This window comes from Anaeromyxobacter paludicola, from assembly GCF_023169965.1.
Classification (GTDB): Bacteria; Myxococcota; Myxococcia; order Myxococcales; family Anaeromyxobacteraceae; genus Anaeromyxobacter_B; species Anaeromyxobacter_B paludicola.
In genome coordinates this window covers 1,016,001-1,027,819 of sequence record NZ_AP025592.1, presented here as the reverse complement: position 1 = coordinate 1,027,819, position 11,819 = coordinate 1,016,001, and the positions used below count along the sequence as shown (strand labels likewise).

Below are 11,819 nucleotides of genomic sequence, written 5' to 3'. Positions count from 1 at the left end.
ATCACGCCCTCGCGCGCGGGCGCGGGCGCTGGCGCGCGGGTTGCTACTCCCGAGGTCCGCCTGGCGCTCTCGTGGCGCGGGCTCCACTCGCGGGGGTAGCCGATGGTGCCGTCGATGCTCGACAACAAGGGAACGAAGATCCTCGCCAAGTCGCTCTTCAAGGAGCTCCGCGGCAACGGGTACACGCCGAACCAGATCCTGAACCTCTCGACCGAGCTCATCGACCTCGTGACGCAGGACCTCAAGCACGCGAGCGCGGCCCTGGCCGCCACCGCCGAGGTCGAGCAGGCCCGGGTGGCCTGAGCCCTTCGCCAGCGCCCTTTCACGTCGCGGCCGGTGCCCGAACAAGGCGCCGGCCGCGGCATTTTCGGCGCCCGCCGCGGCCCAGCGTTTCCGTTGACACCCCTGGGGGCCGAAAGTAGGTTAGCGCCGATTTTCGGCACCCACCTGAACCGACATACTCTTTCCCCGGAGGCAATCATGGCGCGGATCGCAATCAACGGCTTCGGTCGCATCGGACGCTGCATCGTGCGAGCCGCCATCGAGCGGGGAGAGAAGGACCTCGACTTCGTCTCCATCAACGACCTGACGGACACGAAGACCCTCGCCCACCTGCTCAAGTACGACTCGGTGCACGGCGTCCTCGAGGCCGAGGTGAAGGCCACCGAGCACGGCATCGTCGTGAACGGGAAGGAGATCCAGGTCACCGCCATCAAGAACCCGGCGGAGCTCCCCCACGAGAAGAACGGCGTCGACCTCGTCCTCGAGTGCACCGGCCTGTTCACGGAGCGGGCGAAGGCCGAGGGGCACCTCGCGGCGGGCGGCAAGCGCGTCCTCATCTCAGCGCCGGCCAAGGGCCCGGACATCACCGTCGCCTACGGCATCAACCACGACAAGATCGACAAGGCGAGCCACAGGATCATCTCGAACGCGTCCTGCACCACCAACTGCCTGACGCCGGTCGCGAAGGTGCTGCTCGAGAGCTTCGGCATCAAGCGCGGCCTCATGACCACGGTCCACAGCTACACCAACGACCAGAACCTGCTCGACCTGCCGCACAAGGACCTGCGCCGGGCCCGCGCCGCCGCGCTCTCCATGATCCCGTCCACCACCGGCGCCGCCAAGGCCGTGGCCGAGGTGATCCCGGCGCTCAAGGGCAAGCTCCACGGCACCGCCGTCCGCGTCCCGACGCCGAACGTGTCGCTGGTGGATCTCACCGTCGAGCTCGAGAAGCCGGCCACCGCCGAGCAGATCAACGCCGAGTTCAAGAAGGCCGCCGAGGGCAGCCTGAAGGGCATCCTGCAGTACTCCGAGGACCCGACCGTCAGCATCGACTACAACGGCAACCCGCACAGCTCGATCTTCGACGCCACCAACACCTTCGTCATCGACGGCAACTTCGCGAAGGTGTTCGCCTGGTACGACAACGAGTGGGGCTTCTCGAGCCGCATGGTCGACATGGCGAAGTTCCTGTCGAAGTGATCTCCTGACCCAGGAACGGCCATGGCCGACATCAAGACGCTCGACGCCCTCGACCTCGCGGGGAAGCGGGTCTTCATCCGCGTCGACTTCAACGTCCCGCTCGACGAGCAGGGGCGGGTGACCGACGACGCCCGCATCCGCGCCGCGGTCCCCACCATCGCCTACGCGCTCGATCACCGCGCCAAGGTGATCCTGGGCAGCCACCTCGGGCGCCCCAAGGGCAAGCCGGAGGACCGGCAGAAGTACACGCTCGAGCCGGCCGCCACGCGCCTCGCCGAGATCCTGAAGAAGGACGTCACCCTCGCCGACGACAGCATCGGCGACGGCGTGAAGAAGGCGGTGAAGGATCTCGGGGAGGGCGAGGTGCTCCTGCTCGAGAACCTCCGCTTCCACCCGGAGGAGGAGAAGAACGACGAGGGCTACGCCCGCGAGCTCGCGAGCCTCGCCGACGTCTGGGTGAACGACGCCTTCGGCACCGCCCACCGCGCCCACGCCTCCACGGCGGGCATGGCGAAGTTCGTGAAGGAGAAGGCGGCCGGCTTCCTCATCAAGAAGGAGGTCGACTTCCTGGGGCGCGTGCTCACCCGGCCCGCGCACCCGTTCGTCGCGCTCCTCGGAGGCGCCAAGGTCTCCGACAAGATCAAGGTCATCGAGAACCTGCTCGGCAAGGCCGACTGCATCTGCATCGGCGGCGCCATGGCCTACACGTTCCTCCGGGCGCAGGAGCTCGAGGTCGGGAAGAGCCGCGTCGAGGAGGACAAGCTCGAGCTGGCGCGGCAGATCCTCGACAAGGCGCGCGCCCGCGGGGTGGAGTTCCTCCTCCCGGTGGATCACGTCTGCGCCGAGGAGCCGAAGGAGACGGCGAAGCGCGTGGTCGTGAACGACCGGGCGATCCCGCCCGCGCTCATGGGGCTCGACATCGGGCCGAAGACGCTCGACGTCTACCGGCAGCGGATCCTGGCCGCGAAGACCGTCTTCTGGAACGGGCCCATGGGGCTCTTCGAGCAGAAGCCCTGGGCCGAGGGCACCTTCGGCGTGGCCCGGGCGATGGCCGACAGCGACGGCGTCACGGTGGTCGGCGGCGGCGACAGCGCGGCGGCGGTCGAGGAGGCCGGCCTGGTCGCGAAGATGAAGCACGTCTCCACCGGCGGCGGCGCCAGCCTCGAGTTCATCGAGGGGCGCGTGCTCCCCGGCATCCAGGTGCTGGAGGGCTGACCTCATGGCGCGCAAGAAGTTCGTCTGCGGCAACTGGAAGATGCACAAGACGGTGGCCGAGTCGGTCGCCCTCGTGAAGGAGCTCAAGGCCGCGCTGGTCGGGGTGGCGGGCGAGGTGCAGGTGGCGGTCGCGCCGCCCTTCACCGCGCTCAAGCCGGTGGCCGACGCGCTCGGCCACGGCGGCCCCATCGAGCTCGCGGCCCAGGACGTCCACTTCGAGAAGCAGGGCGCCTTCACCGGCGAGGTGTCGGCGCCGATGCTGGCGGACGTCTGCTGCGGCCACTGCCTCGTCGGCCACAGCGAGCGGCGCCAGCTCTTCGGGGAGACCGACGAGTCGGTCAACAAGAAGGTGAAGGCGCTCCTCGCGGCCGGGATCCTGCCCATCGTCTGCGTCGGCGAGACGCTCGCGCAGCGGGAGGCCGGGGAGACGCTCGCCATGGTCGGTCGCCAGGTCCGCGGCGGGCTCGCCGGGCTCTCGGCGGAGCAGATCGGGCGGCTCACGGTGGCCTACGAGCCGGTCTGGGCGATCGGGACGGGCAAGACCGCCACCACCGCCCAGGCGCAGGAGGTCCACGCCGCCATCCGCGGGCTGCTCCGGGAGCTGGCGGGAGGGGTGGCGGACTCCGTCCGGATACAGTACGGTGGCTCCGTCAAGCCGGAGAACGCGGCCGAGCTCATGTCGCAGCCCGACGTGGACGGCGCCCTGGTGGGTGGCGCCAGCCTCAAGGCCGACGACTTCTCCAAGATCGTGAAAGGTGCAATCCGTTGATCACGCTGGTCACCATCATCCACGTCCTCGTCTGCGTCGTCCTCATCCTCGTCATCCTGCTCCAGGCCGGTAAGGGCGGCGGGATGGGCGCGGCCTTCGGCGGCGGCGGCTCCCAGACCGTCTTCGGCGGCCGCGGCGCCCAGACGTTCCTCGGCAAGGTCACGAGCGCCTGCGCGGGCATCTTCATGCTCACGTCGCTGACGCTCGCCTACCACGCCTCGCACACCAGCTCGGTGGTCCGGCCGGACCGCTCGGTGGCCCCGGCGCCGCTGCCGGCCGCCCCCGCGCCGCCGTCGGGCGGGGCGGCCGCTCCGGCCGTGCCGTCGGTGCCCCAGTCGCCCGGCGCCGAGCAGCCGGCGGGCTCCGCGCCCGCTCCGGTGGTCCCTGGCGCGCCCGCGCCGGCTCGGAAGTAGCGCGCCCGCGGAAGAGCGCTTCGAACGCGCCCCGTCACCCTCGAGGTGGCGGGGCGTTTTTCGTCGTGACGGGGCGCGCGGCCCCGGGCCCAGGCGACGCCGGCCGGAGCCTCGGTTTCAAAAACAAAAAGGGACCCGGCCGAAGCCGGATCCCTCAGAGTGCCCAGGGCGAGATTCGAACTCGCACGCCTTACGGCGCCACCCCCTCAAGATGGTGTGTCTACCAGTTCCACCACCTGGGCGTTGCGAAGCGGGGGCTTATCTAGCAAAGGCCCGACGCTGTGGCAAGCGCGCAGCGCAGAGAAAAGTGACGCGCTTGCCAACGGCTCCCGCGGTCTTACGTAAGGGGCATGGAGCGCACCGTAGAGACGAGCAGCCAGGCCCGCGACTTCCGCCTTCCCGACGCCTGCGTCGCGTGCGGCGGAGATCTGTCGGTCCGGGTGGGCCCGGGCAGCGCCTGGTCGGCGTGCCTCGCCTGCCACCGCTTGGCGCCGGTGCGGGTCGGCGAGGTGAACGGCGAGTTCGCCATGCTGCATCCGCCCGGCGGCCTCGCCTAGCCCTTCGCCCGGCACGGGCGCGGGCGCTCACCGCGGCCCCGCCCCGGCGCCGGCCGCCCCCGCGGCCCTCCGCGCTGCGGGAGGGCCCGCGGCGGGTAGCTAGGGCTCCATCACGAGGTCGCCGCGCTTGCCCTCGACGTCCTTGAACTTGTCCGCGTCGGGCAGCGGGTCCTTCTTCTCGGTGATGTTCGGCCAGGTCTTGCAGAGATCGGCGTTGAGCCCCGTGTACTCCTTCCACTTCTCGGGGAGGCTCTCCTCCGGGAAGATGGCCTTGGTGGGGCAGGCCGGCTCACAGGCGCCGCAGTCGATGCACTCGTCCGGGTGGATGACGAGGAAGTTCTGCCCCTCGTAGAAGCAGTCGACCGGGCAGACCTCCACGCAGTCCGTGTACTTGCACTTGATGCAGGGCTCCGCGACGACGTAGGCCATGGGGGCTACCTGTCCCTAGTGCTCGTAGTAATCAAGCCCGAGGTGGGTGATGAGCTCCTCGCCGGCGAGGTGGCGCAGGGTGTTCTTGAGCTTCTGGAGCTGGATGAAGAGGTCGTGCTCCGGGTAGAGCCCCTCCGCGACCATCGGGCTCTTGAAGTAGAAGGACAGCCACTCCTGGATGCCGGAGAGGCCCGCGCGCGCCGCGAGGTCCATGAACAGCGCCAGGTCGAGCGCCACCGGAGCGGCCAGGATCGAGTCGCGGCAGAGGAAGTTCACCTTGATCTGCATCGGGTACCCGAGCCACCCGGCGATGTCGATGTTGTCCCAGCCCTCCTTGTTGTCGCCGCGCGGCCGGTAGTAGTGGATGCTCACCTTGTGGTCGAAGTGGCCGTAGAGGTCGGGGTAGAGGTGCGGCTGCAGGATGTGCTCCAGCACCGACAGCTTCGAGACCTCCTTCGTCTTGAAGCTCCCCGGATCGTCGAGCACCTCGCCGTCGCGGTTCCCGAGGATGTTGGTCGAGAACCAGCCGACGAGCCCGAGCATGCGCGCCTTGAGCATGGGCGCGATGACCGTCTTCATGAGCGTCTGGCCGGTCTTGAAGTCCTTCCCGGCGATGGGGAGCCGCTGCTTGCGCGCGAGCTCCACGATGGCCGGGACGTCCACGGTGAGGTTCGGGGCGCCGTTCGCGAACGGCACGCCCTCCTTCAGCGCGGCCCAGGCGTAGATCATCGAGGGGGCGATGGCCGGGTCGTTCTCGTCGAGCCCCTTCTCGAACGCGGCGAGGCTCGCGTGGACCGCGCTCCGCTCGATGTAGATCTCGGTGGAGGCGCACCAGACCATCACGGCGCGGGAGCAGCCGTTCTCCTTCAGGAAGCGGCGGATGTCCTCCCGCAGCGCCTCGCCCAGGGCCCGCTTGGTCGGGGCCTGCTTCACGTGCGTGCCGTGGAGCCGCTTCACGTACTCGGGGGAGAAGACCGCCGCCATGGGCCGGATGGCCTCGAGCGGCGCCCGGACCTGCTCGAGCAGCGCCGGCTCGATCACCTTGGCGTGGGCCGCCGAGTCGAAGGCGGAGTCGGGGAACACGTCCCAGCCCCCGAAGCAGAGGTCCTCCAGGCTCGCGAGCGGGACCAGCTCCCGGATGAGGGGCGAGCGGTGCTCGGTCCGCTTGCCGAGCCGGATCGTCCCCATCTGCGTCAGGGACCCGATCGGCTTCGCCAGGCCGCGCTTCACCGCCTCGACGCCGCCGATGAGGGTGGTCGCCACGGCCCCGAGGCCGGGCAGGAGCACCGCCAGCTTGCCGCTGGCGGGCGCGATCGACATCCGGGTGCTGCCGGCTTCCTGGCCCATGTTGGCTCCCCTCTGGTGCTGGTCCAAAAGTCTCCGACGGCGTCATGTGCGACAAGCCCCGCCGGAGCGGCGAAGGCAAGGGGGATTTTGGGCCGAGGCCCCAGAACGGGGGTAAGATGCACGCCCTATGGCGGACGAGAGGCGGCGCGAACCACGCGTCGCGGTAGGCCTCAGCATCAAGCTCTCCTACGGGACGCTCGACGACCTCGTCGAGCGGCAGGCCGTGAACCTGTCGCGGGGGGGGCTCTTCATCCGCACCCGCGACCCGAAGCCGGTCGGGACGCCGGTGACGCTGCTCGTCGAGGTGGACGCGGGCGCCCGGCAGATCCGGGCCAAGGGCGTCGTCACCCGCACCCAGTCCCCCGCCGCGCCGGGCGAGCCCCCCCGGGACCCCGGCATGGGCGTGCGGCTCGTCGAGATCGATCCGGCCGGCCAGGCGCTGCTCGAGGAGATCGTGGCCGCCCACCTCCCGGGCTCGCCGCCCGCCGGGAGCCCGGCGGCGTCCGCGCCGGCCGCCGCCTCCGCCCCGCCCCGGCCCCCGGCGCCCCCGACGACGGCCGCGCCGGTCGCCGCGCCCCGGGCACCTTCCGCGCACGCGCCGGTCGCCGCGCCTGGCCCGCGCACCGCGCCCGCTCCGGCCACGCCGCCCGCCAGCCCGTCCGGCGAGGAGGCGCGGGGAGCGGCCGCCGCGAGCGCGCGGAAGTCGCTCGTGGTGGGCATCGACCTCGGCACCACCAACTCCTGCGTCGCCGTCGTGCAGGGCGGCAAGGCGCGGGTCCTCTCCTCGCGCCAGGGCTACCGCACCATCCCCTCCATCGCCGCCTACGACGAGCACGGGCGCCTCCTCGTGGGGCACGCCGCGAAGGGGCAGATGCTGGTGAACCCGCGCAACACCGTCTACGGCTCGAAGCGGCTCGTCGGCCGCCGCTTCGCGAGCCCCACGGTGCAGGCCTGCCGCGACCGGTTCAGCTACGAGATCGTGGAGGGGCACGACGGCGCCGCCGCGGTCCGCTTCGCCGGGCGCGACTTCTCCCTCCAGCAGGTCTCGGCCCTGGTGCTGCAGGAGATCCGCACCGTCGCCACCGAGGCGCTCGGCTTCACCGTGGACCGGGCCATCGTCACCGTCCCGGCCTACTACAACGACCACCAGCGCCAGGCGGTCCGGGAGGCCGGCAAGCTCGCCGGGCTGGACATCGTCCGCATCGTGAACGAGCCCACCGCCGCGGCGCTCGCGTTCGGCCACGGCCGCGGGCTCGACGAGCGGGTCCTCATCTACGACCTCGGCGGCGGGACCTTCGACGCCTCGGTGCTCGAGATCCAGGGCGACATCTACGAGGTGGTCTCGACCGGCGGCGACACCTTCCTCGGCGGGGTGGACTTCGACAACCAGCTCGTGGACCACCTCGCCTACGCCTTCGTCGAGCGGACCGGGCTGCAGCTCCCCGACGACCGCGTGGTCTGGCAGCGGCTGCGGGACGCGGCCGAGGAGACCAAGATCGCGCTCTCCACGGCGGAGCGGGCGGTGGCCCGGGTGCCGTTCCTCCTGCGGGACGCGGCCGGGAAGCCGGCGGACCTCGAGGTGGAGGTGACGCGCGCCGAGCTGGAGGAGCTCACCGGGCGGCTCGTGGACCGGACCGTCCAGGTCTGCCGCGACGTCCTCTCGGCCCGGGGGCTCGGCCCAGACGACCTCGACGACGTGCTGCTCGTCGGCGGCCAGAGCCGGATGCCGCTCGTCTGGCGCAAGGTCCGCGAGGCCTTCGGGCGCGAGCCGAACAAGAGCATCCACCCCGACGAGGCGGTCGCGATCGGCGCGGCGCTGCTCGCCGACTCCGAGACCCGCATCGACTCGGTGGTGCTCATCGACGTGCTCGCGATGGGGATCGGCGTCGGGCTGCCCGGCGGGCGGATGGCGCCGGTGCTGCCGCGCAACAGCCGGCTGCCGGCGCGCAAGGGCTACGAGATCGCGACCACCCGCGACGGGCAGGAGGAGCTCGAGCTGGCGGTGTTCCAGGGCGACTCGCCCAAGGCCTCGGAGTGCGAGTACCTCGGGACGGTCCGCCTCGAGGGGCTCCCGCCCGCGCCGCGCGGCGAGGTGCGGCTCTCGGTCGAGTTCTCGCTCGGCCAGGAGGGCATCCTGTCGGTGGAGGCGCGGAACCTCGCGACGGGGCAGGTGACCGCGGCGCAGCTCGCCACGCTCGACACGCCCGAGTCGCTCCGGGAGAAGCTGCAGCTGCCCGAGGCCCAGAGCGCGCCCGAGGGGGCGCGGCCGCTCGAGCGGGCCGGCGAGGGCGGCGGCCCGCCGGCTCCGGCGCGCGACGCCGGCGAGAAGAAGGGGCTCTTCGGGCGCCTCTTCGGGAGGCGCTGATGGCCTCGCCGGCGCTGTTCCTGCTCCGGTCTACCGGCTGGGAGGCCCGCTACCAGGCCGCGACGCTCGCGGCCACGGCGGCGGCGCTCGGCGACGACGTCCGGCTGGCGCTCTTCTTCGACGCGCTGCGCGCCTGGGCGCTCGACCGCTTCGACGAGGGCGCGCCCCACGAGGCGGCCGCGGCCGGCGTGCCGTCGATCCGCGAGACGCTCGACGAGGCCCGCGCGCACCTCGGGCTGCGGGTGGTCGCCTGCGACACCGCGGTGCGGCTCGCCGGCCTCTCCGGCGACGCGGCGGCGCTCGGCCTCGACGCCATCGAGAGCCTGCCGGCCCTCTGGCGCTTCGGGCGCGGCGGGGCGGTCGTCTCGATCTGACGCCCGCCGGCCGGACCTCGTTCAGCGCGCCGGGCTCGCCGGGCACGCCGCGGCGATCGACGGCTGCCGGGAGAGGACGTGCTCGTGGCGGTCCGCGGTGCGGCCGGTCCGCTCGTCGAAGAGCGGCGTGCCGCCGGCGTACACCGTCCCGGGACGGTCGCCGAAGGCGTTGAGCCCGCGGCGGGCCAGCTCGCGATCGACGCAGGCGTTCCGCGCGGCGACGCCGTCCGGCCCCGGCGCGGGCGCCGCGGCCCCGGGCGGCGATGCCGGGGGCGCCGGCGTCGCCGGAGCGGCGTCGGCCCGCGGCGCGGGGGCGGCCGGCGTGGCCGGAGCAGCGGGCGCCGCCGGGGAGGGGACCGCCTCGGCGGGACCGCCGGCGGCCGGAGCGGGCGCGGGCGACGGCGCGGGCGGCGCCGAGGCCGGCGCGACGGTGAGCTTCACCTCGACCGGGGCCACCTCGTAGGGCTCCTGCCCCTCGGCGGCGGGGGCGCGGTACGAGAAGAGGAGCGTGTAGCTCCCCGGCGTCGCCACCGCGCAGCGATCCTCGAGGTGGACGACCAGCGTGCGGCTCGCGCCCGGCCGCAGCTCGAGCGGGGCCCGGGCGCGGGCCCGCTTCGGCGCGCGGCAGAGGAGGGGATGGCCGGCCTCGTCGCGCCCCTCGACGGCGAGCAGGTGCGGATCGACCTCCAGCAGCGCCCAGCGGTTCCCCTCGTTGCGGAGGCGGACGGCGAGCCGGGTGGGGCCGAGCGGGGCCGTGATCCGCTCCGGCGCCCGGAGCGCGAGGCGGGCCTGCGGCAGCGGCGGATCCGAGAGCGGCGGCGGCGGCGCGTGGGCGCAGGCGGCCGCGAGCAGGGCGGCGGGACAGAGGGCGCGTCGGAGCGAGGTCACGCGGCTCCCATACACCCTTTGCGTCCTCCTTGCCCGCGGGGGCGCACTTCCCATACAACTGGCACCCATGAGCGACCTCTCGCGCCGCAGCGTCCTCGTCGTCGGAGCCGGCGGCCTCGGTGGGCCGGTGGCGCTCACGCTCGCGGCGGCGGGCGTGGGCCGGCTCGTGCTGGTGGACGACGACGCCGTCGAGACCTCGAACCTGAACCGGCAGCCGCTCTTCGGCGAGCGGGACCTGGGGGAGCGCAAGGTCGTGGCGGCGGCGCGAAGGCTGGCGCGCGTCCACCCGGGCGTGAAGGTGGAGGCGGTGGATCGCCGCTTCGACGACGCCTCCGCCCTGGAGCTCGCGCGCGCCGCCGATCTCATCGTGGACGGCTCGGACAACTTCTCGACCAAGTTCCTCGCGAGCGACGTGGCGGTCGCGACCGGGCGGCTCCTCGTCCACGGCGGCGTGCTCCGCTACACCGCGCAGCTCTTCACCATCGCGCCCGGGGTGGCGGGGTGCCTGCGCTGCCTGTTCGAGGCGGCGCCCCCGCCCGGCTCGGTCCCGAGCTGCGCGGAGGCGGGCGTGCTGGGGCCGCTCGCCGGCATCGCCGGCACGCTCATGGCCCAGGAGGCGCTGCGGCTCCTCTCCGGCGAGCGCGGCGCCTACGCGGGGCGGCTGCTCGTCTACGACGCCCGGTCGGCGCGGGCCCGGTTCGTGCCGGTCCGAAAGCGGATGGACTGCATCGGCTGCGAGGGCGGTCGGCGCGTCGGGGTGGCGGCCGAGCCGGCGCCGAGCGGGGGCGCGGCGTGAGCCGGCTCGACATCCGCGCCTACGCCTGCCCGATGACCTGGGTGAAGACGCGGATCGCCCTCGACCGGCTCGCGCCGGGGGAGCGGCTGGAGGTGCTGCTCCAGGAGGGGGAGCCGCTCGACAGCGTGCCCCGCACCGCCGAGGAGGAGGGCCACCGGGTGCTGTCGCGCGCCCCGGCCAGCGGCGAGGGGGCGGGCGCGTGGGCGGTGGTGCTGGAGAAGGGCTTGCCGCGAGAGGCGGCGTTCTAGTCGTCCACGGAGCGAGAGATGGCGCTTTCGGAAGCGGAGATCGCGCGGTACGCACGGCAGCTCATCCTCCCCGGGGTGGGCGAGATGGGGCAGGAGCGGCTCCGCGCGGCCCGGGTGAAGGTGTACGGCGCCGGCCCGCTCGCCGGACCGGCGCTGATCTACCTGGCGGAGTCGGGCGTGGGCGCGGTCATCGTGGACGACGCCGCGCCGGTGTCTCCGGCGGACCGGTCCGGCTGGCTCTACGGGCCGGCCGACGAGGGCAAGCCGCGGCTCGAGCTGGCGCTCGAGGCGGTGGACGCCGCCAACCGCTTCGTCTACGCCGAGCCCGAGGGCCGGGGTCCCGGGCCGACCGCCGCGCTCGTCTGCCTCGAGTCCCCGGACGCGACCCGCGCCGCCGCGAAGGCCTGCTTCGAGGCGCGCCTGCCGCACGTGGTGGCCGAGGTGGACGGGGAGGGGGGCACCGTGACGGTGGTCCCGGTGGGCGGCCCCTGCTTCGAGTGCTCCTTCCGGGCCGGTAGCGAGCGGACGGGGCTCCCCGCCGGCTACGCCGCCACCTCCGCCCTGGCCGCCCTCGAGCTCACGCTGCTGCTCGCGTTCCTCACGCCGGAGCCGCGCGCGCGGCGCATCGAGCTCGTCCGCGGCCATCCGGCGGCTCGGGTGACCGTCCGGCAGCCCGGCTGCGCCTGCGGAACGGCGCGGCCGCTCTAGCGCTCGACGTCGCCACGCGCGCCGTCCAAGGGACGCCCCCGTCCGGGGCGTGTTTGCACGGACAGTCAAGCCAAAGCGCGAACCGGCCGGAATTGCAGGGCTTTGCTGGATAGTGCCCGGCAATCGTTCTCTTTCTTTCGGGCGATCTGCCGGGTATACTGCAAATCATTCAGGTTTTTTCCCGAGGCTGCCGGGGCCGCATTCCGCCGCCCCGCGCGCCCGACCCGT

Annotated in this window: 14 protein-coding genes and 1 tRNA gene; 11 read left to right on the top strand and 4 right to left on the bottom strand. The window is 73.0% G+C overall.

Annotated features, from left to right (window positions below; genetic code table 11):
* The first annotated feature begins 114 nt into the window (after window positions 1-114).
* The 5 genes from AMPC_RS04815 to secG all read left to right on the top strand — a co-directional run bounded on the left by AMPC_RS04815 (window position 115) and on the right by secG (window position 3,879).
* Window positions 115-303, top strand: a complete 189-nt coding sequence (locus AMPC_RS04815) for a hypothetical protein (protein ID WP_248344757.1) — start codon at window positions 115-117, stop codon at window positions 301-303.
* Between the two features lie 177 nt (window positions 304-480).
* Window positions 481-1,482 (top strand): type I glyceraldehyde-3-phosphate dehydrogenase, encoded by a 1,002-nt coding sequence (gene gap / locus AMPC_RS04810; RefSeq protein ID WP_248344756.1) that lies wholly within the window; start codon window positions 481-483, stop codon window positions 1,480-1,482.
* A gap of 21 nt (window positions 1,483-1,503) precedes the next feature.
* Window positions 1,504-2,697, top strand: coding sequence for a phosphoglycerate kinase (locus AMPC_RS04805; protein WP_248344755.1), 1,194 nt, complete (start codon window positions 1,504-1,506; stop codon window positions 2,695-2,697).
* Window positions 2,698-2,701: 4 nt separating this feature from the next.
* Window positions 2,702-3,466, top strand: a complete 765-nt coding sequence (gene tpiA / locus AMPC_RS04800) for a triose-phosphate isomerase (RefSeq protein WP_248344754.1) — start codon at window positions 2,702-2,704, stop codon at window positions 3,464-3,466.
* Window positions 3,463-3,879: a preprotein translocase subunit SecG gene (gene secG, locus AMPC_RS04795; RefSeq protein WP_248344753.1), complete on the top strand. Its 417-nt coding sequence runs from the start codon at window positions 3,463-3,465 to the stop codon at window positions 3,877-3,879. Before tpiA ends, secG begins: the two co-directional genes overlap by 4 nt.
* A gap of 160 nt (window positions 3,880-4,039) precedes the next feature.
* On the opposite strand, the gene AMPC_RS04790 is transcribed toward secG, so the two are convergent.
* Window positions 4,040-4,121, bottom strand: a tRNA-Leu gene (locus AMPC_RS04790).
* 108 nt (window positions 4,122-4,229) lie between these two features.
* On the opposite strand from AMPC_RS04790, the gene AMPC_RS04785 reads away from it, so the two are divergent.
* Window positions 4,230-4,436 (top strand): hypothetical protein, encoded by a 207-nt coding sequence (locus AMPC_RS04785; RefSeq protein ID WP_248344752.1) that lies wholly within the window; start codon window positions 4,230-4,232, stop codon window positions 4,434-4,436.
* 99 nt (window positions 4,437-4,535) lie between these two features.
* Here the strand turns inward: AMPC_RS04785 and fdxA are convergent, their stop codons facing one another.
* On the bottom strand, window positions 4,536-4,865 hold the full coding sequence (fdxA, locus tag AMPC_RS04780; RefSeq protein WP_248344751.1) for a ferredoxin FdxA: 330 nt from the start codon (window positions 4,863-4,865) through the stop codon (window positions 4,536-4,538).
* A gap of 15 nt (window positions 4,866-4,880) precedes the next feature.
* Window positions 4,881-6,212 carry an inositol-3-phosphate synthase gene (locus tag AMPC_RS04775; RefSeq protein ID WP_248344750.1) on the bottom strand — a complete coding sequence of 444 codons (1,332 nt, stop codon included), beginning with the start codon at window positions 6,210-6,212 and terminating at the stop codon, window positions 4,881-4,883.
* Window positions 6,213-6,339: 127 nt separating this feature from the next.
* On the opposite strand from AMPC_RS04775, the gene AMPC_RS04770 reads away from it, so the two are divergent.
* Both AMPC_RS04770 and AMPC_RS04765 read left to right on the top strand, forming a co-directional pair.
* Complete coding sequence (locus AMPC_RS04770) at window positions 6,340-8,577, top strand: TIGR02266 family protein (RefSeq protein WP_248344749.1); 2,238 nt, start codon at window positions 6,340-6,342, stop codon at window positions 8,575-8,577.
* Window positions 8,577-8,951: a hypothetical protein gene (locus AMPC_RS04765; protein ID WP_248344748.1), complete on the top strand. Its 375-nt coding sequence runs from the start codon at window positions 8,577-8,579 to the stop codon at window positions 8,949-8,951. The genes AMPC_RS04770 and AMPC_RS04765 overlap by 1 nt, the downstream gene beginning before the upstream one ends.
* Window positions 8,952-8,972: 21 nt before the next feature.
* On the opposite strand, the gene AMPC_RS04760 is transcribed toward AMPC_RS04765, so the two are convergent.
* Entirely contained in the window at window positions 8,973-9,839 is an 867-nt protein-coding gene (locus AMPC_RS04760) for a hypothetical protein (protein WP_248344747.1), read from the bottom strand.
* A gap of 67 nt (window positions 9,840-9,906) precedes the next feature.
* Between AMPC_RS04760 and AMPC_RS04755 the strand changes: the two genes are divergently transcribed.
* Genes AMPC_RS04755 through AMPC_RS04745 form a run of 3 tightly spaced genes read left to right on the top strand, consistent with a single transcriptional unit; the run spans window position 9,907 to window position 11,591 of the window.
* Window positions 9,907-10,635 (top strand): HesA/MoeB/ThiF family protein, encoded by a 729-nt coding sequence (locus AMPC_RS04755; RefSeq protein ID WP_248344746.1) that lies wholly within the window; start codon window positions 9,907-9,909, stop codon window positions 10,633-10,635.
* Window positions 10,632-10,883 carry a sulfurtransferase TusA family protein gene (locus tag AMPC_RS04750; RefSeq protein WP_404800631.1) on the top strand — a complete coding sequence of 84 codons (252 nt, stop codon included), beginning with the start codon at window positions 10,632-10,634 and terminating at the stop codon, window positions 10,881-10,883. The genes AMPC_RS04755 and AMPC_RS04750 overlap by 4 nt, the downstream gene beginning before the upstream one ends.
* 18 nt (window positions 10,884-10,901) lie before the next feature.
* The gene (locus tag AMPC_RS04745) at window positions 10,902-11,591 is read left to right on the top strand and encodes a HesA/MoeB/ThiF family protein (RefSeq protein ID WP_248344745.1); all 690 of its coding nucleotides are present in this window, start codon (window positions 10,902-10,904) and stop codon (window positions 11,589-11,591) included.
* Window positions 11,592-11,819 lie beyond the last annotated feature (228 nt).